This window comes from Paenarthrobacter sp. NCHU4564 (assembly GCF_052156435.1).
GTDB lineage: Bacteria > Actinomycetota > Actinomycetes > Actinomycetales > Micrococcaceae > Arthrobacter.
This window is the reverse complement of record NZ_JBQLIS010000029.1, coordinates 15914-40620: the sequence shown is the minus strand read 5'-3', so window position 1 is coordinate 40620 and position 24707 is coordinate 15914. Positions and strand designations below refer to the sequence as shown.

Genomic DNA, 24707 nt, shown 5'->3' with positions numbered 1-24707 from the left:
CCTGTTGCGCAGTGCCGTTAGAACAGCGGCATGAACATCCGCCACGGCAGAACATTCACCACGAACCGTGAAGAGCCTGGTTGGTTGCTGTGGTGTTGGTGGTGGTGGCTCCGGGTTTGCTGGTTGTGCCTGCGGCGGTAGCTGCGGATCCGGTGGTGGAGAATGTGGTGCGGTTTTCTGATGTGCCGGAGTCTTCGCAGTTCGCTACGGAGATTTCATGGCTGGCCGCGGAGGGGATTTCCACGGGTTGGGATGCCGGTGGCGGGGTGCGGCAGTACAGGCCGTTGGAGTCCATTGCCCGGGACGCGATGGCTGCTTTTTTGTATCGTCATGCCGGGTCTCCTGCGTTCACCGCGCCGGCGGTGTCGCCGTTCACCGATGTTCCGGCAGGAGCTGCGTTTTATAAGGAGATCACTTGGCTGGCTTCGAAGGGCATCTCGACTGGTTGGGATGTTGGTAGCGGGAAGCGGGAGTACCGGCCGTTGTCTCCCATCGCCCGTGATGCGATGGCGGCGTTCTTGTACCGGTACGCGAACAAGCCGGCCTTCACAACTCCTTCCGTTTCTCCATTCGGTGACGTCCCCGCCGGTGGCGGGTTCTACACCGAGATCACCTGGCTGGCGGCGTCCGGGATTTCCACGGGCTGGGACGTGGGTGGCGGGGTGCGGCAGTACCGGCCGTTGAACGGGATCGCCCGTGATGCGATGGCCGCGTTCCTGTACCGGTACGCCGGGCAGAAAGTGCCTGCGGATCCGGCCAACCCTGCAGCGGGGACGGTCACCATCGCCCCGGACGTGGAGGTTCTGGAACCAGCCCAGGTCCAGTCCGCACTGGTCTCCGGCGACACGGTGGTCCTGCCCTCGGACCAGGCCACCGATATCAAACCCAATGACGTCCTGGTTTCCGGTGTCACTGCTGGGACCCCGGACGGGTTGCTCGCCCGGGTGGTTCAGGTGGTGAGGGACCCGGACGGGAACACGCTGGTCAAAACAGAACCAGCCACCCTCCCCGAAGCCGTGGTCTCCACGGGTGGGTTGCTCGAAGTCACCGGCACCCCGGTGAGCTCAGAGTTCATCCCCGAAGCCGGGGTCACCGTCACAACACCGGCGGGAAGGGCTAACACGGCTGCGAGGAATCCCGAACTCGCCTCCCCCCTGTTCCAGGTTGAAGACGAAGTTTTCTCGCAGTCATTTTCCGTGAAGTCGACCTTCAAGTCCGAGGCCAGTCACGAGTCGGAAGTCCGGCCAACATCGAACACACTGAGCGGGAGCGGGTCGGTGTCGGTGGCCTCCACTGTCAGAGCATCCGCGAAGGCAAAGATGACTCTGGAGGCAGGCTTCCTGCAACTCAAAGAAGCATCGGTAGTCATGACACCGTCGTTTTCCGCTGAGCATGAAGTCAGTGTCAGCGGCGGCTTGGAAGGTAAAATCAGCACAAAACTCGGCACGTTAAAGGCCTGGCTACAGTTTTGGGCCGGCCCTGTCCCCGTCGTCGTGACGGCTGATGCGGAAGTCGCAGCGAACCTCACCGTCGCTGGGGAGGCCGAGATATCTGTAACTTCCTCCCAAACGGTCGCTGCCGATTACGGCTTCAAATACCGTGATGGGTCGTTCAACCTGGTCAACACAAAACCCCAGACGACCGGAGTCCAAAACGAAGTAAAAGCCACAGCGTCACTGACCGCCCGGCTCTCGCTGGACTTCGACGCCGACATCAAGCTCTACGGCGTCGCAGGTATCACCTTCGGCGCTGGCCCGTACATCTCGGCAACCATCGCCGTGGTCGCCGGCAACGGCGGCTCGACGTGGTCCTGCCCGATCGAACTCGGTCTCGAATCCCGGCTCGGCGTCGTCCTCGGCGTCGAAGTCATGGGCTTCAAACTCGAACAAAGCGCCGTCAACACCACCACCTGGAAACTCGCAGAACCCAACCCCTGCGAAGGACTACCCCTCACCCCACCTGAACCAAAACCCACACCCACCCCAACACCAACGCCCGATCCAGTCCCCGGTAGTGCTGTCCGCTCGATCGAACACGGTCTTAGGGCAAATTACGCAATCCGCAATGACGGAACAGTGTGGGCTTGGGGCGAGAATATGAGCGGCCAGCTCGGAATCGGCAACAGTAGCTCGTACGTTTCCGTTCCCCTTAAGGTCCAAGGACTGTCCAACATTATCTCCCTGAGCGCCGGCGGATCGTCGGCTTACGCCATCAGGAGTGATGGGACTCTTTTCGCTTGGGGAAGCAACCTCGACGGGCAGCTCGGTAACGGAACGACGACTGATTCTGTAATACCGGTGCAAGTGGTAGGGCTAAGCAATGTAAAAAAGATCCGCACCAATGGTTCCAGTGCAATTGCCCTTACGACCGACGGTTCCCTCTGGTCGTGGGGCTATGAATGGGATGCCCTGGGCTATGCCCGCCCAGCATCGCACCAGGTAAGCCCCCGAAAGATTAGCGGCCTATCAGGAATAACTGATATTGCCTACAATGAGCAGGCTTCAACGGCGTACGCACTAGGGGAGTCCGGCACTGTCTGGGCCTGGGGAGACGGTCAGCAGGGAAAGCTTGGCAACGGAAGCATGACGGGAAGTAGTGTCCCCGTGCAGGTCCTTGGCCTCACGGGAGTAGTCGAACTCGACTACTCATACTCAGCAGCCTACGCCCGGAAAGCCGATGGCTCCCTCTGGGCTTGGGGCGGGAATTGGTATGGCCAGCTTGGAAACGGCACATACACCGCCAGCGCCATTCCCACCCGCGTGATGGATCTTCCCCCAGTAACTTCAGTCAAAAGTAGAGGGCTTGAGGCGTATGCGTTATCAGCAGACGGATCCATGTGGGCTTGGGGTTACGGGTTCTCGGCCAAGGCATTCCAGGTTCCTGGTCATAACGACATAGCCCAAATTGACCCCCCTTATGCTTTGAAGCGCAATGGAACAGTATGGGCCTGGGGAGACAACAATTATGGGTCGCTGGGAGATGGGACCGGAGCGAATAGTGGCAACACATTGGTCCAAGTTAAAGGAATTACCAACATCAAAGAAGTCCGGCGCGGAAACTTCTACAATGGTTTTGCAATTGCCTCGGATGGGTCCGTGATGGCATGGGGTAATAATTGGTCCGGAACTCTTGGTGATGGAACAACTGAGGACAGATCTACGCCGGTAAGCGTCATCTTGACAATCCCTTAGATCAACGTGGCAGATCGTTTTGAAGCCACCCGCGCAGCGTATCTTCTAGGGCGACGTCTCCGCAGGCCGGTCCCAGACACAGTGTCATCGTTATTCGGGGCGCAAGAACCCTGACGATAAAAAGCCAGCCCATCGGGGCCGTCGTGCTCCCGGATGGTCAGCTGGTTAGCTGGCTCAAATTCCGTCCACCCTTGCCGATGCAAGTCCAGCAACTGGTTGCCGCGGCGTCCGTTGGGACCACCTGGCACCAGTCGCCCCGACATCGACTGATCCGGCAACCCAAACGCCGTGCGCCTGCGCCACATCATAGGCACATCCAGCTGAAACTACCCGCAGAAGTAATGATCAAGTTCGGAACGGCCTTCAACTAGGCCTGCCGCCGTCAGGTTGGGATCTATGACTCCCGCCAGGTGCCGCCCGGAAAAGCTTATCGGCACCCTATCCTGACGCCTTCCCGGCAACCACCTGACGTCAGGTTGGGGTGTACAAAATACTGACAACCCTGATTCCCCCGCTTTGGGCAGTGGATATAGATCTTCCAGAGGGAGCACAGCCCCAGGCTTTTTTGCCTGGGGCTGCGGAGGGAATGCATGTGGGGCTACCACCCGTGGGTGCGGTTCCATATCGCTTCGATGGGCCCGTCGTCCTTGCTGATGACGCGGTAGACGTCGTGTTGGGAGGCTGTGGCACAGGCGTGGATGGGCAGGATCCGGACTTCTGTTCCTACGGGGATTTCGGGCAGTGGCCGGTCGGTGCCTGGCCTCATTGCCAAGGCCCCGTGCTCCTGAGTGGCGTCGATCATGACGAGGTCAGGGATTAGGGCGCCATCGCGGGTGGCAACCAGGCCAAAGTATTGGTTCACGGGCTGGCTGGATGTGCCTTTGTCGCTGGAGGTGGCCATCCAGCCCGCGTCTGTCATGATCCAGCCTTTATCCTCGCGGTGACCAATAACTGTCGTGACGACGGAGAGTGCGAGGTCGGTTACGTCGCAGACTCCGTTGCCGGCCATGACGAGGTCGAAGAATACGAAGTTGCCGGCACGGACTTCGGTTACGCCGGTCAGGTCTTTGGTTGCGTGGGCGGTGGGGGTCGAGCCGATGCTGACAACGGGTGCAGCGTGACCGGCTGCCCTGAGTCGTTCGGCGGCCTTGACGGCTGTCTGCCGCTCGTTCTCGGCCGCTTCGGTGCGGTCGGCGTCGGTGAAGCAAGAGTAGGATTCGCCGGCGTGGGTCAGAACGCCCCGGACTTCCGCGCTTCCGTTGGTAATGAGGGTGGCCACGTGGAGCAGTTCCGGGGAGTCAGGTGCAATGCCTCCTCGGTGGCCGTCACAGTCAATCTCAATCAGGGTGGGGATGCTTGCTCGGTTGCTGGTGCAGAACTGGGCGAGTGCTTCAGCCTGTTCTGCGCTGTCCAGCAAGACCACCAGGTCAACGCCTTCGCTCCGCAACTGTGCCACGCGGTTTAGCTTGTTGGGTGCGATTCCCACGGCGTAGAGGATGTCCTTGTAGCCTGCAGCGGCAAAGAATTCGGCTTCTGCCAGCGTGGACACGGTGATGGGGCCTGGTCCGTCCGGAAAGAGCATTTGTGCCACTTCGAGGGATTTTGCCGTCTTGACGTGCGGGCGCAGGGGAACATCGAGGTCGTTGAGATGGCGCTTGAGGCGGTTGATGTTGTGCTCAGATTTCGAGCGGTTCAGCAGCAGGTATGGGGTCTCGGGCTTTGAGTCCATCAGGGGGTGGTTCATTTTGTTTTCCTTAGTTCATGGCCGGGTTTACCGGCCGTTACCGCATGGAGCCCGCACCTTGGGGCAGGTCGTGACGCCCCGTTTGTTAGAGGGCTGTCGTTGCGTGCTTGCGGACGTCTGACTCGGTCGTGTTTTTCTCCCAATTCCAAGGATCCTTGCGGACTGCACCGTCGGCAAAGGGGATGAAAATCGAGAGTATTGCGAGGGCGCCGAGCACCATCGGATACCACATGAAGGGGATGACTTCGACGGGGGAAACGAGGGCACCGCCGATTCCTACGAGCAGCAGGATCTGGTTGCCGTACGGGATCAGGCCTTGGCCAACGCAACAGAAGATGTCCATGAGGGAGGCAGTTCGGCGTGGGTCTACCTTGTACTGTCTCGCGATCTGTTTGCAAACGTCGTTGGTCGCGATGAGGGCTGCTGTGTTATTGGCGATGGCGACATCGACGAGGCCCACAATGGCGGCGATGCCTATTTCGGCAGACTTCCGTCCTCGGATGAGTTTCTGGATGCGGACGACAATGAATTCCAGCCCTCCGGCCCGGGACATCATCTCGGACAGTCCGCCAATGAAGACGGCCAGGACAATGATTCCGATCATTCCTTCAAAGCCTTCAAAGATGGCCTCATTGAACGAGCTGAAATTCAGTTCCCCGAAGGCCATGCCGACGATGCCTGATGCCAGGATGCCCACGGTCAGGACGACGAAAACGTTGATTCCGATGATGGCGGTGATGAGGACCAGAAAGTAGGGCAGTACCTTGACGAGGTTGAAGTCTCCCGTCTCGGGGGATGCGGCCTGATCGGCGGAGCCGAAGGCCACAAACAGACCCAGAGTTACGAGCATGGAAGGGAAAGCGATTTTCCAGTTAAGTCGAAACTTGTCCTTCATCTTCACGCCCTGGCCACGGGTCACCACGATGGTGGTGTCCGAGACGAAGGACAGACCATCTCCTACAAACGCCCCGGACAATACGGCCGCGAATACCATTGCAAGGTTCAGGTCGGCGGCTTGGGCGACGCTGAGCGCGATCGGCCCCATGGCTGCTGTCGTGCCTGTGGAGGAACCGGTGGCCAGTGACATGATGCCCGCGGCCAGAAAGATGCCTGGGACCAGGAAGGTAGCCGGTACCAGGGTGAGGGTGAGGTTGACGAAGGATTCCACACCTCCAGAGGCCGAGGCGACGGATGCGAAACCACCCGCGAGCAGCACGGTGAGCACCATGATGACGATGTTGTTGTGACCGGCGCCCTGGACGAAAGTTTCAAACTTCTCAGCCAAGGATCCACGGTAGATCAGGAAAGCTACAACGACGGCGAAGAATAGTGCCACGGCCGCGGGCAGGTGACCGAATGGTTTCGCCTCGCCCATGGCCGTCATGACGATCGCCGTAACCAGAATCAGTCCTATGAAGACGAGAAACGGTATCAGCGCTGTTGCGCTGGGCTTCGGTTTTACAGGAACTGCAAGTACTTCCGAATCTGCTTCGGTGCTTTGCATGGCTTGGTCCTTAGATAAGTCTTTGGGGAGATGAAGCGGTCTGGAGTCCGTTCTTGAACGAATCGAGTAGTGGAATCACGTACGGGCGGTGGCGTCGGCTACAGCTTCTATCTCCACAAGGCAGCCGCCGTAGAGGTTGTTGGACGGGACGACTACTCGGGCTGGTTTGTGGGTACCGAAGAATTCCGAATACGCGGTGTTGATCTCGGGCCAGTTGGCAACGTCCGGGGTGTACAGCCGGCACTGGATGACGTCGTCCCGGGTCAGTCCGGCCGTATTGAGCACGAGTTCGAGGTTGGCCAGGGCCTGGCGGGTCTCGTTCGCAACCCCACCCACAGGGATTTCGCCGGTCGCGGGGTTGATGGAGAGCTGACCCGAAACGTACAGCACCCCGTTGTGTTCCATTCCCGGCACATAGTGGCCTCCGTCGCGGGTAGAAAATTCGGTCACGATCGCCTTCATGTGGTGCTCCTCTGGGTTTATTGCGGCCTGTGGCCGCGTCGAATGTGTCTTTCACCTGTCCGTGCCATCGCTATTTGCAGTGTGACACGCAACATATATGAGGTAATATATATATTGTAAGTTGTGTGAGTCAAGCAACAGAGAAGCAAAGGAGCATCATGGCCAAGCCGCTGGTAGCAGTCGCCTCACTAGGGGGGACCATCACAATGACGTCATCAACCGGCACGAATGTGCAGCCAACCCTGTCCGCTGACGACTTGATTCTTGGCGTGCCGGGGCTCAGCGCCGTGGCGGACTTGAAGGCCAGGACCGTGGCCACCAAACCCGGCGCTTCTCTGGGTGTCGACGACCTGGAAGAAGCCATGCGGTGGATTCGCGAAGCCGTTGATGCTGGAGCGGCCGGCGCGGTCGTGATCCAAGGCACCGACACCATCGAGGAGAGCGCGTATCTACTCGATTTGCATTGGGACCGCGAAGAGCCTCTGATTGTGACCGGCGCCATGCGCCACCCCGGTTCGGCTGGGGCGGACGGGCCAGGTAATCTACTCGCTGCCGTCACGGCGGCAGCCTCACCTCGCAGCAGCTCGCGCGGGGTAATGGTCGTCCTCAACGACACCATCCACGCTGCATCGCGGGTGCAGAAGGGCCAAGGGAGTGGTCTCGATGCCTTTGTATCGCGTCCTTTTGGGCCATTGGGCGTCGTCGTAGAAGGACAAACGCATTTCACGGCGCCGGCAGGACGCTACCCGGCGTTGACCGGAGCGATGAAGCGTCCTATCGCCAAAGTCGCACTTCTGGAAACTCACTTCGGGGACGATGGTTCATTGGTGGATCTCGCCGTCGCGGCTGGCTACCAGGGAATCATCATCGGCGCTTTCGGAGTCGGTCACGTATCCGCGGCCGTCGCAGAGTCAATTAGTCGAGCAGTGGCGTCGGTTCCGGTTGTCTTCGCAACCCGAACAGGTGCCGGAACCACCTTCACGCAGACCTATGGGTTCAATGGATCCGAAAGTGATCTTCTTCATCGCGGGGCCATCGGTGCCGGGTGGCTTCTTCCACGCCAGGCGAGAATGCTCCTTGAACGGCTGATTGCAGGCGGCAGCGACCGTTCGGTCATCTTGGAAGAGTTCGCACGGCGGGGCGCGCTTCCGGATTCTGCTAACCTTCACCTCATCCCGGAAACAGTTTAAGGAAGCCGCCGTGAGTCTCCAGATCGCCAAAGGGCATCGAAGCATGACCGCCCAGGAGTTCGTTCTCAAGACGCTCCGTGACGCCCTGATGGATGGGACACTCGCGGCAGGCACCCGCCTTGTGCAATCGGAACTAGCTGCCCAGCTTGAAGTCAGCATCACCCCGGTCCGGGAAGCCTTGCGCGATCTGGCAGCCGAAGGCCTGGTCGTCATAACCCCTAACCGGGGAACGCTGGTCAAAGCACTGGACGTGGATGAAGTCCGCGAAATCTACGAACTGCGCTGCACCCTTGAGCCCCTGATGGTCCGCAGGATCATGGATCAGGTGACAGTACGCGATCTTGCACGAGCCCAGGAACTCCACGACGAGATGGACAAGACTAAAGACCTGGGTGTCTGGGCAGAGCTGAACAGGGAGTTCCACTCACTCTTCAGCCAGCAACGCGACGAGAGCAGGCTCGCCGGGATCCTCGACCAGCTGCGCGTCAGCTCCGCCAATTACGTCAGGCTCTCCCTGGAAGCACATCCTGAACGCATAGCCGCCTCCAACGACGAGCATGCAGAACTGATCCAGTTCTATCGGGACAAGAACCTCGTCAGCGCCATCGACCTCACCGTCCGCCACCTGCAGTCAACGATTACTGCCCTCGAGGACTCGTACTCGCAGAAACCCACTGCCTGAGCCCGGTCCTCGGGAGTCCTTTGCGACGCGCCCCTCTGCGCGGAGTCGAACTATACCGATGCGGCCGAAGCGATGGCAGGCGCCCCCTCACATCCCTGGAAAGGCGGCCATCTACGACCACCTAATGCGGCTGCCCACAAGCGAAAATTAGGCCGATTCCCCGATTTTACTTCCGCCGCAGTTTGTATAGGATGCTGCGTCGGACGTGGCATCAAAAGCTACGACACTGCTGTGGGGCGAACCATGGCCGCGGGCTCCGTCCAGCCAAGCACACGACAGGTTTTAGGCCGCACCTGGTAAGACGCCTCTGCGGCTATTTCAAACCTCCGAAGGTCTTGCCAAAGTTCTGTACGTAAAGCCCACCGCCGTTCTGATCGAGTGCAGTCACTTGGAGTGGCTGAATTACATGGGGAAGTCCTGGCCCATCATCGAGGAAGAGCGGCCCAGGATGTCTTCCTGGGCCGCTGGGCTTCTGCTATTTGAGGACGAAGTTCGCCTTCAGCTGTGATCCGTCAGCTGCTGTCATTGTCACTTGGATGCAGCTTCCGGGTTTCTTGGGTGTTTGCCATTTTTGGATGAATTGTCCGTCGGTGTAGGTGAGTTGGGTTCCGCCGGTGGTGAGGAATTCGACGTCGGCCGTTGCGGCCCCGGTACCGGGGCATTGGACGGAGGTGGCTGTGAAGCCTTTGACCTTGGCGGTGTCTTTGATCTCCACGCCGCGATCGAACATCCTGAACTTCAGCGGTACGGTGCTGCCGCCTTTGACGGTGTTCCAAACCCCGCCCATGTCCACCGGGGCGGTGAAACCTTGCAGGGTCCAAGGGGCTGCTTTCCGGGTGAGTTTGATGATGTAGGTACCGAAGTCTCCCGGGTAGGAACTGGTTGAGACCTCGATGATGTTTTCGCCGTCCTTGAGGCCAACGATTGTTTCGCTGGCCCCGGCGGGCATTGAGGTGCCGTTGACCAGGATTTGTTGCCCGGCCCATCCGGCCTCCCAAGCCAATGTCACGGAGGAAACGTTTGAGTCCATTTCATTCATCACCTGGTAGGGGGCTTCTGCGCCTTGACGATCCGGACTGAAGCCTGGGCTGAGTGCGTATCCGTTTAGGGACAGGTTCCGTAGATGCGTGGACTGGTTTGGGTTGGTGCGGGAGATTGCCACAGTGTAGGTAGTGGCAGTGCCGTCTTCTGCGGTGATGACCACGGGGATGTTGGTCACGATGAGAGCATCGTCCGGTGATCCTTGGTCAAGTGCGACAACCACGGCATTGCTGCTGGGGGTGCCGTTGATTGTTGCGCTGGCGAAGGTGCTGCCGGGGACTCCGGAAAGGGTCACCGACGTCGCATAGGGGGCGACAGTGCCTGAGTACGTCAGTCCGTCTGCCGAGGCACTGAGTTGAACGTCGCCGCCGTCGGCTGTTGCGGTTACAGAGCCGAGCGAGGCGTCGTTGTAGTCATACGGGGTCCCAGTGTTGACGCGGAAGTAGTCAACCAGCATGTTCCCTGTGTTGGTGCTGTTGATGAAGAAACTGAAGTAGTCCAGATCGTCCACCAGAGTGCGCAGTGGCTGGTTGGTGAGGACCGGCGTCGTCATGTTGTCGATGTAGAAGTCGAAGGTTCCTGCGTCGAGGTTAACCACGTTCCGGACGGTGTACCACTGGCCGGTCTTGTAGTCGGCAATGTTTTTGATGGAGCTTGAGCCGGTGACGTTGTGGGTGATGATCTTGCCGTTGGAGAGCCCGAACGTGGCGGCAGGGTTGGTGGATGCTCCGGGGTTGGAGGAATTCCAGGTGGATTCCGTGAAGGAGTACATGCCCAGCTGGTTGGGGGTCCCGTTCGTGGAAGTGCGCTGGATCCGGGCTTCGATGGTGACGGTGCCGTCGAGGTTCGCCTCGATGGCATTGTGCACGGCGAGCGTGGCAGAGGTGCTGCTGGTCTTGTTGATCTTGAGGTATTTATTGCCCGGTTTGGTGGGGTCGTCGTCGATGGTGATGGTTCCGGCGGCATCGGCTGTTCGGGCCACGAGCGCCCCGTCGGCTGTTCCTGTGAAGGGGCCGGTGTTCTCGGTGTTGAAGGTTTCATTGATGGCGTAGTGGGTGTTGCCCGGGGTGGCGGAAAGGATGAGGTCGATGGTGGCGGTGCGTGCTGCCTGGATGGTGACGTCGGTGCGGGTGGTGGGGTCGTAGCCTGCTTTGCTGGCAGTGACGGTGTAGCCGGTGCCGGCGGCAAGGTTGGGGATGGTGTAGGCACCGTTGGTGTCGGTGGTTGCGTGGGCCACGCTGGTTGTTCCCTGGGTGACCGTGACGGCGGCGCCGCCGATTCCAGCCCGCGAGGTTTTTACGGTGCCGGTCAGTGTGCCGGTGGTGGCTGTTGTTGCACCGAGGGTCAGGGGAGTGCTGAGTATCTGGGCGTCGGTCAGGGTGACCGTGACGGCGTTACCTGCTGCGTAGCCGTTGGCTGACGGGGTCAGTGTGTAGGTGCCGGCGGTTGTTTCGATGGAGTAGCGGCCGCGGTTGTCAGTGCTGGTGTTGGTGGATCCGTAGCTGACCGTGGCGCCGGGTACGGCTTGTCCGTAGCTGTCCGAAACGAGGCCGGTGATCACGCCGAAGCCCGGCTTCGGGAGGTAAGAGGCTGGGCCAACGGACGGTGTGGTAGTGATGGTCCGGCCGAGGAAGTCGGGGCCGAGGGGGAGTTGGCTGGTGCTTGCGTTGCCGGTGATGGTGAAGCCCTTCGCAATGGTTGCCAGGTCCACGGTGGTGCCTGTACCGATCAAAGGTGAAGTGCCGGCTGTAGGTGCTGCGTTGGTGACATTATCAGCGGGGTTTCCGCCAAGGAGTGGGTCAGCAATGGTGGCGTACGCATCCGCTGATGGGGCCATGACCTTGGGGCCGTAGTAGCTGTTGTTGCTGAAGTGTACGCCCGGGAATTCGGTACGGAAAGCGGCGCCGCTGACGTCTTGCCTGGTGTTGTAGAAGATGTTGTTGAAGACGTAGTGCGGGTTCTTTGCCACGAGGTACGTGGCGGCGCTGCCGGAAGACTCGAAGAAGCCGATGGTGTTGTTCTTGGCAGGCTGTTGAGTGTTGTACATCAGGTTGTTGTAGATCAGGTTCACCCCTGAGTCGCCGTGCGGGTTGATGTAGTTCTTGTCCACGTCCTTGATGATGTTGTATCGCACGATGGCGGTGCTGAAGCTGAAACCGCACAGCAGGATGCCTTCGCCGGAGTTGTGCACGTAGTTTCCCTGGATGAGGATGTTTGAGGTGCCCCTGTCGGGGTCGATGCCGTTGGAGTCGGCGGCGTTGGCACGCATTTCAACTTCGGCGACCTCGTTGTTTTCCACCACGACGTTATCGGCGTAGTACATCTCGATGCCTGAAACACCCGTGCCGTCGATCAGGTTGTTGCTGACAGTAGCCCGTTGGACGCTGGTCAGGTACAGGGAGTCCCAACCGTACTGGGTGTTGCGGTTGGTCAGGTAGTTCCCGGAAACGTCGATGTTCGTGTGTGGCCGCCAGTCCGGGTCCTCTGTGAGGGTACCGTCGGCGGCTACCTTTCCGGCGGCGCGATCGCCCCAGCCGGGCTCGACGTCCTTGTAGCGGTTCTCTCCCATTCCCGAGAACTGCTTGAACATGACGTTGGCGAAGGCTGTGTTGGCGATGTAGTTGTTCCTGATGCTGACATCGGTGAATTGCGAGGCGGTGCTTGCATCGCCTTTGAGTCCTTCAAAGAGGATGCCGCCGGTCCGCTTGGAGCGGTCAAGCCCGGAGTTGCCAATCGACCACATGACACCACTGACGTCATGAATAAAGACGTTGTGGATGTCGTAGCCACTAAGGACGCCTGCGTTCTCTGCTTGGACGTGGATGCCGCGGAGGTCGCCTGTCTTGGGGTTCTCTTCGCCGGGTTTCAGGCCCTCGTTGGCGCCCGGTTCAAACTTCGAGGGGTTGAACCCGTCGGTGACGTTGCTGATCTCGAGATTGGAGATGCTCCAGTGCTGCTGGTTGGTCAGCTGGACCGTATCGTTGACCACGCCTCGGCCGCTGAGTTCAGGCGCGGCACCGGTGCCGTAACTGGAGAGGACAATTGGGTTCGCCGCGGTACCCGAACCCCTGGGCGCGAGGAGGAAGCTTGGATCGGCGCCGGTGACGTCAGACGGCGCGCCGTTGTTCCATTGGGTGTAGTCGAAGGCTTCCTTCGCTACCTGGGTTCCTTCAGCAGACCAGGAACTTCCCGCTTTGAGCAGGATCCGGTCACCGGGTGCAAAGGTTTTTCCGTTGACCTTGGCGAAAGTCTTCCACGCGGTCCCGGCAGTGGTTCCGTTGGCTGCGTCGTTTCCTGCCGCCGAGTCCACGAAATAGGTGGTGCCGCTACTGGCCGGGGCGCTGCCGTCTGCCACCGCGAGTTCGTTGCCAGCGACGATGCTCCTGCCCTCTGTTTGCAGCAGTGCTTTGCTGGTGAAGCCGGTGAACGACGGCGGCGCTGACGTGCCGCCGTCGGCCTGCCCGGGCGGGGCGATGGCCATCAGACCGCCGGCCAGGATGACTGTTGTGGCTGCGGCGGCGCTGCACCGTTTGAGAACCGTGAGTGGGGACTTCATTGTTCCTCCGGGGGTCGAGTGGCTTTGGTCTGGTTGCTGGGGATTGAGGTTCGACGGCGGTTGCCGGCAAAGGGCGGACCTCCGCCTTGGCAGGTAGTCAAGACGGAGGTCCGGTTTGTGAAACTTTTGGGTGGCGGGACGTCAGGTGAGCGAGCTCTTGGCCTCCTCGAAAGCCTTCTTGGCGGCGTCGGCAGGCGACATGCGCTGGAAGTGGACCTCGGCGGTATACCGGGTGAGGACTTCAGTTACTGCGCTGGATCCCGCCGGGGGTACAGGCACAGCGTCGCCGAGCTCGCTGGAGATTTCATCGATGAATTTTGCAGTTGCCGCATCGGCCGGGCTGAGCTTGCTGGTGATTGCTGTCCGGACCTCGGAGTTGGCCGGAATGCCGCGGTCCGCGAGGCTGATTTCTCCTGCCTTGGTGCTGTTGACCAGGAAATCGATGAGCTTCTGCGCCTCGGCCGGGTGCTTGCTGCGGGAGCTGGCGGACCAGAACTGGCTGGACTTGTAGTACTGCTCAGCGTCGGCGGCGTTGCCCTTCGTGCTCGGGGGCCGGAGGATTTCCAGGTTCTGGCCCGACGCTTTGCTGAGCGCGCCCAGCTGATTCGACCAGTAGAAGGCCATGGCGAAACGGTTGGTGGCGAGACCCTGCTGGTCTACAGAAGCGCTGGCGTCCTCTGTCATGACCGATGCCGGCGGTACAGCCTTGGAGTCGCGCAGCTTCGCCTGGTAGTCGAACCATTCCCTGAGATCTGACTCCTCGAAGCCGAGCTTTCCCTCGCCGTTGAACAAAGCCTTGCCGTGCTGACGAAGCCACAAATTCGCCTGGGCATCCAGGCTCAATGACCCTGACCCGTACACGTTCCCGCCGCTCTTTGCAGTGATCTCAGCTGCGATCTTGTCGTAGTCGTCCCAGGTCCAGGTCTTGTCGTCCGGGAGACCCACCCCGCCGGCCGTGAAGAGTGAAGGGTTCGCTAGAACTACTTGTGCGTTGATTCCGCCCGTAATGGCATATTGCTTGTCCTCGATCTTGCCCGCATCGGCGACGGCCTGGTCGAACTTGGACTGGTCTACGTTCTTGAGTTCGAGAAGGGCGCCGCGGTCTGCGTATTCGCCCAGGTACGAGGCATCCATCTGGATCACGTCAGGGGCAGCCTGGGAAGCGACCTGGGTGGCCAGCTTGTCCCAGTAGCCGGACCAGTCACCGTATTCACCCTCGACCTTGATGTTGGGGTTCTCGGCTTCGAACTCCTCAATGAGCTTTTGGGTCATCTTATGGCGGGAATCCGAACCCCACCACGACATCCGCAAAGTCACTGGCCCGTCCGAGGAGGCTTGGGGCGAAGCTCCTCCACATCCGGTCAGCGTGATGGCCGCTGCAATTGCCGCGGCAGCTAGCTTGGGAACTGATTTTCGGGCGCGAAACACCATTGTTTTGTCCTGTGTCTTGGTGGAATAGAGATGCTAGAAAGCGATTTCTCACAGCGTAAATGTGATCTGATACACCCGTCAAGCGCACGTTCACTATTTCTTGAGCGCACGTGCGCTTCTACTGAAAATGCAAGGTTTTCGACTTGGTCCTCAACTTGGTAAATCAGTGGCAGAATGGGGCTTGGGTTGATGAAAGCGAAGGGGGGTGCTGTTGGATGGGAGAGACCCGGACCAAGCGGCGGTCAACCATTCTGGAGGTTGCCCAGATGGCCGGGGTGTCGCACCAAACAGTGTCGCGCTACTTCCGCTCGGACGCCGGCATGAAGGCTGCCACGCGGGAACGCATCAAGGTTGCCGTTACTGCCCTGAACTACCGGCCCAATCTCGCGGCCCGGGCCATGCGGGGCGGCCGGACCGGACGTTTGGGAGTGCTGCTGCCCAGCGGAACGTCCATCAGTTCACTCGAGGTCCTGCACGGAGCCACCGCCGCCGCCCACGCTGCAGGATTCGTGGCCGAAGTCATCTTCCTCGACGGTTCCCCCGAGATGCGCAGTCTCCGGGCTATGGAGCTGTCACAGTCACGACTGTTTGACGGCCTCGTTTCGTTCACGTCCCTGGATCTCGATGACGATGATGACGCCCGAAGCCTCATCACGGTGCTGCCCGTCTACGACCATGAGCTCAGAAGTATCGGCGGCCTCGCCGACGGATCAACAATTGCGGAGATCGTCCGCGAGCTGGCCTTGATGGGCCACAAGAAATTCCTGCACCTCGCCGGCGACTACCGCCACACCTCAGCACGCAGCCGACGCGAAGTGTACGAGGCGACTATTGAAGACCTTGGCGTTGAAAGCGCCGGTGTGATCGACTGCGATTGGTCATCCGAAGCCGCCCGGGCTGCTGTGCTGGGCCTAGGAGAGCGGAGTGGTGTCACCGCCATCATCGCAGCCGACGACGTCCTGGCCGCAGGAGCTATCCGCGGGGCACTCGACCGAGGATGGCGTGTACCCGAAGACGTCAGCATCACCGGCTGGGACAACAATCGCGTGGCCGCCGCCATGGCCCCTTCTCTCACCAGCGTGGCCGTCGACCATGAACGTCTGGGCCGGCATGGGATGGCTTGCCTCTTGGCGGCCATGCGCAACGAGGAACCTCCAAGTGCAGAAGGATCCTTGACAACCATCATTTGGCGAGAATCCACGGCCCCACCGCCGCCCACGCCCAAGTAACCGCAGTCGAGGCCCTCGTCCGGCACCCTAGAACCCCTGTAGCACAGCAGATTGAGCAACCCACTGCTTCATCGGTTGTGAACAAGCAGACGAATGCCCGGTGGGGCACTCACTTCAGGCAAAGTCCTCTCATGTCAGCGTCTGTGGCGAGACAAAGCGAGCCTGCCGTCGCGCCCAGGACATCTGGGTTCGCTATGCTTTCCCGCACACGAACAAACAGACCTACCTGAGAGAGCCGAATGGTCATTAGCGAGAGGCAACCTATACACGCGAAAGATGGGGGAGTGTGGGCGCAACTGCGTTCCTCAATGCCGCTTCTCGGCCCCAGCGAACGCAGGGTAATCGACACTGTTCTGCGCAACTCCGGTGATGTCGCTGAATGGTCGACGGGGGAACTTGCCTCGGCTGCTGAAACATCTGCGGCAACAGTCGTTCGGGCCTGTCAAACCGTCGGCTTCCGTGGCTTCCAGCACCTGAGGCTGGAAATTGCCCGCGCGACGCCGTCCATCCAGTCTCAAATAGGTGAAGGCGATCCCACGCTTCAAGTATTCAGCGATGCTGCCGACGCAGTCCTTGTTGCGAAGGACAGCCTCAATATTGCCACTCTCAATGCAACGGTGCTGGCAATCGCAGGAGCCCAACGCCTGGTTCTGGTTGGAAGTGGATTTTCTGGGCCGCCACTTCAAGATGCTGCAATGAGATTTGCTACGGTCGGCCGCTCGGCCGAAGCCCCGAGTGATGTACTGGCCCAACAGTTCGCAGCGTCTTCCCTTACGGCTAACGATGTCTGCCTGGCCGTTAGTTACTCCGGTGCAAACGTTCACACACTACACGCATGCCGGGCAGCCGCGGACGGGGGCGCGCAAGTAATTGCGATCACGAGCTTCGAGCGATCTCCTCTGACGAGGCTGGCGACCATGTCTCTAATCACCGGACAGGTGCGACGTGCTCATGATGTCGACCCTTTTCTGAGTCGACTCGGTCACCAGCTGGTCCTCCATGCGCTTCACTTGGGCTTAGCGGCGCGAACCCGTTCCGGTACTGAGCAGATGCGTGAAGTGGTCGCGGATGCTCTGATAACTGGTGACGAGTGACAGATCCGCCGCTGAAGTAGCCGCCGTTCGTTCAACTTAGTTCCAGAGACTGGCTACCCCGCGTTCACTTTCGTCCACGACGGTATCGATGTAACAACGTTTCGCTTGTTATGTAACGCCGTAACAGTGGAATGAGGGCGAGTAATCCGTGAGCCACCGAAGTACTCAAGTATCGAAGCCAGTCCGCGTTGAAGGCGCATATAACGTCCGGAGTTTTGGGCCTAGTCCGTGGCTGCTGCGGTCGGCCGCCATTGACGACCTGACACCCGCTGGCGAGACGACTCTTGCACAACTAAACGTGGCAAAGATACTGGATCTCCGTGAAGACAACGAACAGACTTCGAGCGGAAACCACAGGTTTGACGTTGAACGCCTTCCTCTCTACCGCTCTCCAGACGGCCCCCCTCAGCTAGGTTCTCTGGAAGGCGTCTACGCCATGCTTCTGACGAATCGCGGCACGGAACTTGCCCGTGCAGTAGCCGCCCTCGCGGACGCCCCAGGCCCTGTATTGATTCATTGCACCGCAGGAAAAGACCGCACGGGACTGGTAGTGGCCTTGGCCCTCAGCGCTGGGGGTTGGAGCAGGGAGGCCATAGTGGCTGACTACGTACGTTCGGCATCTGAGGTTCGCCCGCACCGGCAGGACACGGTGCGGGGGATTCTTCGAGATTTCGACCTGGACGAGGCTGGGTACCGTACTGCTTTGCGGCTCCATCTCGACAGCCCTCCCGAGGCTATCGAATACGCCCTTGACAAGGTGGCCGAAAACGGCGGAGCCCGGAATTACCTGCTCGCTCACGGGCTGACCGAGGAACAGCTTGATCACCTTCGCAGCAAGGCATCTTCGTGAGTGCCACCAGCGGTCGATTCACCGTGCTGCATTTGAGTGACGTCCACGCCATCAAGGATGACTTGTTGTACGGCCAGGTCGATGGGTTGGATCGTCTACTTCAGGTCGCGGACTACGCAGCGGCAGCAGGCATCACACCTGAAGTCGTTGTCGTTACCGGCGATCTCGTCCAGCGGGGCCACCCCGATGCGTACCCCTCCCTGAAAAGCGCCTTGAATCGGCTCGGAGAGGCCGTGAATGCGCCCGTTTTCACTGTCCTAGGAAACCATGACGACGTGATCGCGGCCCGCCAATTACCGGGTCACGGTGCTGCTCACTTTCGAGTGGTACACGTAAATCAGTATCGCTTCATACTCCTTGACTCCAGCTCAGGGATTCTCGACCCAGTGCAATTGGCATGGTTGAAAAGTGTCCTGAGACGCCCGTTTGGTATGGGCACAGTCATAGCTCTGCACCATGCTCCCGTGCCTTCGCCCATGCCCACCTTGTCAAAAACCGGCCTACGCAACTCACAAGAACTCGGCGACGCTGTTGAGGGGTCCGATGTCCTCCTCATCCTGGCCGGCCACTACCACCACGCACTCTTCGCCTCGTTTGGCACGATCCCGGTCTATGTGGGCCCCTCCCTCGCTTACCACCAAGTCATGAACGCCGGTCCGGACACTGTCAGCGGCCATGATGCGGGGATGTTTTCTCTTATCCACTTGCAGGGCGCCACCGTAACTGCCGTGCCGGTAAGCCTTGGCGCGGCCGACCATCCATTGTTCTCGATTCCTGCCCCCTTCCGTTCCGCATAACCCTCTTCTAAGGAAAAACATGAACCCCAAAAAATCCGTTACATCGCTGGCCGCGTTCGCAGTGTTTGGCCTCGCATTGGCAGGTTGCTCAAGCACTGTGCAGGCCGCACCGCAATCATCCGCGGCAGGCCCCCAGCTCGAGGCTTCCACACTGACGGTTTATACCTCCGAACCGCAGGCAAAAATCGATGAAGTCGTTGCCGCCTTCAACAAGGTCCAGCCCAACGTGAAAGTCCAGGTCTTCCGCGCAGGTACTGGTGACCTGACTGCCCGCATCGAAGCTGAACGGCTTAGTGGCGACGTTAAGGCGGACGTCCTGTTGGCTGCTGACTCGGGCACCTTCGAGGGATACAAGAAGAAGAACCTCCTTCTGCAGTACTCTCCGGCGGATGTCACGTCGCTAAACAAAGACGTTGTGGATCCTGATGGGTTTTACACCGGAACGCGCGTCATTCCTACTGTGATCGCGTACAACACCGAAGCCGTGAAATCGGCGCCGACGTCATGGGCGAGCCTTACTGATAGCGACTTCGCGGGAAAGATCACGATGCCCAATCCCGACGTTTCCGGCGCGGCCGCCTATAACGCCGCAGTCTGGCTAAACGAGCCAGCGCTCGGTGACTCTTGGCTGACCGCCTTGGCCGCCAACAAACCTGTGGTGGCAGAAAGCAACGGCCCCGTGGCGCAGGCGGTGGCGGCAGGAACCCAGCCAATAGGCATCGTCGTCGATTACTTGGTTCGTGAACTCAAGGCCGCTGGCTCACCGGTGGATGTTGCCTACCCAAGCGAGGGCGTTCCGTACGTTTCGGAACCGGTCGGAATTTTCTCCGACACCAAGGTGAAGGATGCCGCCGAGGCCTTCGTTGACTTCCTCGTCAGCAGCGATGGACAAAAACTAGCCGTCGAGCAGTCCTACCTTCCGGTACGTAATGACGTGGGGACACCTGCCGGTGCCCCGTCGATGAACGACATCAAGATCCTTTCACCAGACCTGGACACGATTACGAACACAAAGGCCAGCGCCGTCAAGCGGTTCAATGAGCTTGTCAAATAAACTGCGTCAGGCTGGCCCGGCCGAAACGAGCCGGGCCAGCCCCTCACCGCTCGTCAGTTCGCCGGCAATATCACGCAGCAGACGCAACCTGGACGGGATCGACCTCGTCCGGGTGTCGCTATGGCTCGCCACAAGCGCTGTCGTTTTAGGCCCACTCGCCGCAATCACAGTGCTAGCGTTCTCCAGCAACCATCTCCCACTATTGCTCGGCGACGACGTCATCGAAGCGGGATTCAACAGCCTGGCCTCAGCCGTCGTTTCCGCCGTCGGCGCAGTGGTGGGCGGAACACTCCTGGCACTGCTGCTGGATCGTACTGATCTGCCAGGACGCCACATCGTGCGCCTCTTCGCTCTGAGCCCATTGCTTGTGCCGCCGTTTGTTGGAGCGATCGCATGGATCGGTCTTGCGGGGCCTACGAGTCCACTCAATAGATGGTGGATGGCACTAACCGGGACTCAATTTTGGAGTATCTATGGCGGGGATGGTGTGACCTTCCTCCTGATGATCCACTCCTACCCGGTCGCTTACATCGTCGTTTCCGCGGCTCTGCGAAGGTTACCCAGCGATTTGGAACAGGCAGCCCGCATCAGCGGGGCTTCCGCCTCTGTTGCTGTCTGGGGGATAACACTGCCTCTATTAAGGCCCGCCATGTTGTCCGCGTTCACCCTCATCGCCGTGTCGAACCTCGCCGACTTCGGCATACCGTCGATCGTGGGACTTCCTGAGCGGTTTGTGACCCTCTCCACCCTTGTCTATCGTTACATCCAGTCAGGCACAGTTGATGCGCCGCTCGAAGTCTTGGCGACCATCGGCGTCGTACTCCTGGTGCTGGCAATATTCGCGATGATCGCAGAAACGGGTCTGGGACGTCGTCGGTGGGAAGTTGATGCCCCGGCGACAGCCCCGCAGCTCCTGGCTTTGGGTCGATGGCGTGGAGCTCTCGGCGTGTCCACCTGGCTCATCGTTCTCGGCATTACGTTGCTGCCTTTGCTGGCCCTGCTGAGCCAGGCGCTATTGCCGGCACCGGGAGTGCCGCTGACGTGGCAAAATCTCACTCTCAACAATGTCATCCGCGCCGTGTCAGCGCCTGGCACCCTGTCCGGAGCTACGAACTCGCTCGTGCTTTCTGTGTTGTCTGCCGGGATCTGCACCATGCTGGGGCTTGCCATTGGCACTATCGTGACACGAACACGGGCCGCCTCGAACCCTCTGCTCCGCACGGTCGCCATGCTGCCACAGGCTGTACCCGGCCTGGTGATCGCCTTGGGATGGCTGATTATTGCCCCCGGAATAGGGCTGTTCAACACACCTCAACTGATCCTTTGCGCCTACGTCACCGCTTTCACCGCGATGGTTGTCCAGTCCGTTACTGCGCCCCTCGCTTCGACCCCCCTCGCCATAGAAGAAGCGGCCCGGATTGCTGGCGCCACCCGGCTCCGCGCGTTCTGGGACATCTCCATGAGGATGGCACTACCGGCCGCCCTTGCCGGCGGAGCACTTGTCGCACTGACCGCTGTCCGCGAACTAACGATCTCGGTGTTGCTTCTAGCTCCAGGGGCACAGACCCTGGGGGTGAACATCTTCAGTCTCCAGCAGGCCGGGGCCTACAACGCGGCCTCGGCCCTGTCTCTGGTTATCACTCTCGTGGGGCTGGCCGGGATCAGTCTAGCCGCGCGGCGAAAGAACTAAAGGCGTCCATCACACTTTCCTGAAAGGCCTCCCATGGCATCCGTTTCTTTTCAGTCACTTGACTATGTCTATCCCGATGGCACACAAGGTCTCAAGGATATTAATCTCGACATCTCCGACGGGGAGTTCGTGGCCCTGGTTGGCCCTTCAGGATCCGGAAAAACCACACTTCTGAGAGCTCTTGCCGGTTTCCTCCAGCCCACCGCGGGCTCGATAAATATCGGCGGTGGTCCTGTCGCCTCCGCGTCACTCATGGTCCCTCCCGAAGAGCGCAGTCTGGGCATGGTTTTTCAGCAGCATGCCATCTGGCCACACTGGGACGTAGCCCAAAATATCGCCTACCCCCTTAGCCGGAGAGGCATCAAGGCCGCCGAGCGCACCAGGCGAGTGGCAGACGTTCTGGAACTCGTAGGGCTGCCCGGTGCTGGGAAACGAAACCCAGGAACCCTATCCGGAGGCCAGAGGCAGAGGGTGGCGCTGGCTCGTGCGATTGTGAGCCAGCCTCGTGTGCTACTGCTCGATGAAGCACTCTCAGCATTGGACGAACCACTGCGTGACGCACTCCGGCTCGAGTTGCAGTCACTGACCCGGTCCGTTGGACTGACTGTTGTCCATGTGACTCACGATCGTGAAGAAGCGCTAGCTCTCGCCGATCGTGTCGTTGTGCTCGAACACGGTCGCATCCAACAGGTCGGAACTCCGCCTGAACTCGTCGCATTCCCTGCCAACCCAGGGATAGCGCAATTCCTATCCGACGCCAACGTGATTCTCGGTGAACTGAACGACCACACCTTCCTGGTCCACAACCAACCTTGCACGATCGACCGAGAGTCCCTGGAAGTCAGAGACGAAGCCCCGGGCCCCGGTCAACTGGCGGTGATGCCCGAAGACATCGATCTGATCCCTGACGCTTCGGGCGCAGCCACGGTCCGATCCTCTCTCTACGGGCGTTCAGGTAATGACGTCATCGTCGACTGGCAGGGAATGACTCTTCGATGCAAAGTGCGCGGCAGACGACCACTTGTAGGAGAACGAACGAACGTCGTGATCCGGCGCGGACTCTTCTACCGGGTTCCTACGAGGCCAACCCTTGCTGTTTCAGCCGCCTGATGGCCGAGGCAAGAACCATAGCGTTTGTTCGGCACGGTCAAACTGACTGGAATGCCCAACGTCGCATCCAAGGCTTGACGGACGTTCCCCTGAACCAAACAGGTCAACAACAGGCCACGCAACTCGGACTTAAATTCGCGTCCGGCGACTGGCACACGATCATCAGTTCACCCCTGTCGCGTGCCAAGGAAACAGCGGCTTTGCTCGCCAAAGCGGCAGGAATCCGAACAACCACAATATTTCCGGCACTCACTGAAAGGTCCTACGGTCTAGCGGAAGGGCTACCGGTTGCCGAAGCAAACGCGCAGTGGCCCGATGGAGCCTTTCCGTGCGGTGAGAGTTTGTCCGAGGTTACGGATAGAGGGCTTGAAGCCGTCCACGCCGTAATCCTGGAACACCCCGGCAATCTCATCCTGGTAAGCCACGGAGGAGTGCTCCGGTCAACACTGGCCGCCCTCACGGGTGTGCCGTGGCCCCGGGTACTCAACGGCACACGCGTACTGCTGCAGACGTGCACCGACTGTAAACGGTGGTGGCAAAGCGGCAATCCCAGCTCGGCCCGGTCTCGCCAAAACTCCTGCTGCAGCAGGAATGGGGGCACCTGACACCGATAATTCCAGGGGTGACTGCATGGAGCCGAGCCTCTACAGGGTTATCTGTGGGTATCCCGTCCTCCATGCCCTCAGGACATCCAAAAGCGAAGGGGCATCCAGCGCCCAGGCCGAGCTCAGTACCTCCCTTGTCTAATTACTCACATCGTGGTTACAGCGGGGTTCGGTCGTGGTGATTCCGGGCCGCTGGTGTACGTCTTCCCGGAAAAGTCTCCTGGCCGGAGTTGGTCTCTGGAGGCTAGAGGGGGACATAGCCCCTATGTCGCCCCGTCTCATCGAGGAGGTGGCCCTGCATCTTTGCGATGCGCGGTACGATCCAGCGGTCGCGGACCTGCAGTCCCGGGAAAGCGGTCTGGAGTTTGGCTTCCACGACGTCCAATTCCTCAAGGTCTTTCAACCGCATAGAGGCGACTAGGTTTGATTCGCCACTAGTGGATGCACACCATCGCACCGGTGGAAGTGAGGTCAAAGCTGACGCTACCTTCCTGATTTGAGTCTGCTCGATGCTCATCCACAGCATTGCGGTACAAGACCAGCCAGCATAGGTGTAGGCGAAGTCAACCCGCCATTTGACCCATGGTACGGATAACAATGCGTCAATGCTGCGCGAAACTGACGAGAGTGAAACCCCAAGCCTCTTTTGCAGAGCAGAGACCGGCATCCTGATTTCTTCATGCAGCGCTTCCAGCAGGGCCAGATGGTCTTCGCTTGGCAGCTTTGGACCCGCCCTTCTGGGAAGTGTCTCCTCTAGGGCGCTCACCTGGGCAGGAGTGAGTACAGGAACCCTCCAGCTCGATCCCTCCTTGAACAGGCTCCGGACGATATGTGTGCGCGTCGACGACACTCCCGGAATAACAGCAATGTGCCTCTGAACGTAGTCGTCGATCTCCAGGAATGTCCGTGCCCGGAAGATCACGTAGAGATCTCTGGTTCCTGACGTGCATAACACAGAAACGGCCTGTGTTTGCTGCGCGAGGACCTCGATGACGCCATCACGTGTACCAGGAACACAACCAACTTCAACGAAGGCCCCTATTCTTGTCTCGCTTAAGTTGGCCATTTCAGGCATGAAGAAGCACGAAGTCCAAGCCAAACGCTCCTCCAGCAGACGGTTCCACCGCCGAGAGAGCGTGGACGCATCGACGTTTAGTATCCCGCCCAATTTTGCCCACGAGATTCGGGGGGTGGTCTGCAGTGCGGTAATAAGTTGAAGATCGAGATGGTCTATCATCCGCTAATCGTGCAAGAGAACCGGAAAAATCGCAATAACCATGAGGGTTTTACGATTCTGATGCAAATTCCGGACCGGGAACACCATACTGGATGCAAGTTCTTCCGTAGAGATACAGGTCACAGACACCTGTCCGATCACATCCGTTGCCCGCGGACCCAAGGCAGTCCAAGAGCGGCCGGTGGCCCGTCGGCAGGGGAACCCGCATCCGAGACTGAGGTACTGGACCTTTTCACAAGG

Annotated in this window: 17 protein-coding genes; 11 read left to right on the top strand and 6 right to left on the bottom strand. The window is 59.7% G+C overall.

Annotated features, from left to right (window positions below):
* The first annotated feature begins 89 nt into the window (after positions 1 to 89).
* Positions 90 to 3191, top strand: coding sequence for an RCC1 domain-containing protein (locus tag ACSVIE_RS20105; protein ID WP_442425010.1), 3102 nt, complete (start codon positions 90 to 92; stop codon positions 3189 to 3191).
* 598 nt (positions 3192 to 3789) lie between these two features.
* On the opposite strand, the gene ACSVIE_RS20100 is transcribed toward ACSVIE_RS20105, so the two are convergent.
* The 3 genes from ACSVIE_RS20100 to ACSVIE_RS20090 form a co-directional block, all read right to left on the bottom strand.
* The gene (locus ACSVIE_RS20100; RefSeq protein ID WP_442425009.1) at positions 3790 to 4935 is read right to left on the bottom strand and encodes an alanine racemase; all 1146 of its coding nucleotides are present in this window, start codon (positions 4933 to 4935) and stop codon (positions 3790 to 3792) included.
* Between the two features lie 85 nt (positions 4936 to 5020).
* Positions 5021 to 6439 carry a Na+/H+ antiporter NhaC family protein gene (locus ACSVIE_RS20095; protein ID WP_442425008.1) on the bottom strand — a complete coding sequence of 473 codons (1419 nt, stop codon included), beginning with the start codon at positions 6437 to 6439 and terminating at the stop codon, positions 5021 to 5023.
* A 75-nt stretch (positions 6440 to 6514) separates the two neighbouring features.
* Positions 6515 to 6901 (bottom strand): RidA family protein, encoded by a 387-nt coding sequence (locus tag ACSVIE_RS20090; RefSeq protein ID WP_442425007.1) that lies wholly within the window; start codon positions 6899 to 6901, stop codon positions 6515 to 6517.
* Between the two features lie 158 nt (positions 6902 to 7059).
* Here ACSVIE_RS20090 and ACSVIE_RS20085 point away from each other — a divergent pair, with 158 nt between their 5' ends.
* Positions 7060 to 8091 carry an asparaginase gene (locus ACSVIE_RS20085; RefSeq protein ID WP_442425006.1) on the top strand — a complete coding sequence of 344 codons (1032 nt, stop codon included), beginning with the start codon at positions 7060 to 7062 and terminating at the stop codon, positions 8089 to 8091.
* Positions 8092 to 8101: 10 nt separating this feature from the next.
* The gene (locus ACSVIE_RS20080; RefSeq protein WP_442425005.1) at positions 8102 to 8773 is read left to right on the top strand and encodes a GntR family transcriptional regulator; all 672 of its coding nucleotides are present in this window, start codon (positions 8102 to 8104) and stop codon (positions 8771 to 8773) included.
* Positions 8774 to 9248: 475 nt separating this feature from the next.
* Here ACSVIE_RS20080 and ACSVIE_RS20075 read toward each other — a convergent pair whose 3' ends face one another.
* On the bottom strand, positions 9249 to 13370 hold the full coding sequence (locus tag ACSVIE_RS20075) for a PxKF domain-containing protein (RefSeq protein WP_442425004.1): 4122 nt from the start codon (positions 13368 to 13370) through the stop codon (positions 9249 to 9251).
* A gap of 141 nt (positions 13371 to 13511) precedes the next feature.
* Entirely contained in the window at positions 13512 to 14642 is a 1131-nt protein-coding gene (locus ACSVIE_RS20070) for an ABC transporter substrate-binding protein (protein WP_442425003.1), read from the bottom strand.
* 374 nt (positions 14643 to 15016) lie between these two features.
* Here ACSVIE_RS20070 and ACSVIE_RS20065 point away from each other — a divergent pair, with 374 nt between their 5' ends.
* From ACSVIE_RS20065 to ACSVIE_RS20030, 8 genes are all read left to right on the top strand, one after another.
* The gene (locus ACSVIE_RS20065) at positions 15017 to 16030 is read left to right on the top strand and encodes a LacI family DNA-binding transcriptional regulator (RefSeq protein WP_442425002.1); all 1014 of its coding nucleotides are present in this window, start codon (positions 15017 to 15019) and stop codon (positions 16028 to 16030) included.
* A gap of 284 nt (positions 16031 to 16314) precedes the next feature.
* Complete coding sequence (locus ACSVIE_RS20060) at positions 16315 to 17124, top strand: MurR/RpiR family transcriptional regulator (protein WP_442425001.1); 810 nt, start codon at positions 16315 to 16317, stop codon at positions 17122 to 17124.
* A 148-nt stretch (positions 17125 to 17272) separates the two neighbouring features.
* Positions 17273 to 17974 (top strand): tyrosine-protein phosphatase, encoded by a 702-nt coding sequence (locus tag ACSVIE_RS20055; RefSeq protein WP_442425000.1) that lies wholly within the window; start codon positions 17273 to 17275, stop codon positions 17972 to 17974.
* Positions 17971 to 18771 carry a metallophosphoesterase gene (locus ACSVIE_RS20050; protein ID WP_442424999.1) on the top strand — a complete coding sequence of 267 codons (801 nt, stop codon included), beginning with the start codon at positions 17971 to 17973 and terminating at the stop codon, positions 18769 to 18771. Before ACSVIE_RS20055 ends, ACSVIE_RS20050 begins: the two co-directional genes overlap by 4 nt.
* 97 nt (positions 18772 to 18868) lie before the next feature.
* Positions 18869 to 19825, top strand: coding sequence for an ABC transporter substrate-binding protein (locus ACSVIE_RS20045; protein WP_442424998.1), 957 nt, complete (start codon positions 18869 to 18871; stop codon positions 19823 to 19825).
* The gene (locus ACSVIE_RS20040) at positions 19809 to 21515 is read left to right on the top strand and encodes an ABC transporter permease (protein ID WP_442424997.1); all 1707 of its coding nucleotides are present in this window, start codon (positions 19809 to 19811) and stop codon (positions 21513 to 21515) included. The genes ACSVIE_RS20045 and ACSVIE_RS20040 overlap by 17 nt, the downstream gene beginning before the upstream one ends.
* Positions 21516 to 21548: 33 nt before the next feature.
* Entirely contained in the window at positions 21549 to 22625 is a 1077-nt protein-coding gene (locus ACSVIE_RS20035; protein WP_442424996.1) for an ABC transporter ATP-binding protein, read from the top strand.
* A complete protein-coding gene (locus tag ACSVIE_RS20030) occupies positions 22511 to 23230 on the top strand; it encodes a histidine phosphatase family protein (protein ID WP_442424995.1) in 720 nt (239 codons plus the stop codon). The genes ACSVIE_RS20035 and ACSVIE_RS20030 overlap by 115 nt, the downstream gene beginning before the upstream one ends.
* Before the next feature lie 244 nt (positions 23231 to 23474).
* Here ACSVIE_RS20030 and ACSVIE_RS20025 read toward each other — a convergent pair whose 3' ends face one another.
* On the bottom strand, positions 23475 to 24467 hold the full coding sequence (locus tag ACSVIE_RS20025) for an Lrp/AsnC family transcriptional regulator (RefSeq protein ID WP_442424994.1): 993 nt from the start codon (positions 24465 to 24467) through the stop codon (positions 23475 to 23477).
* Positions 24468 to 24707 lie beyond the last annotated feature (240 nt).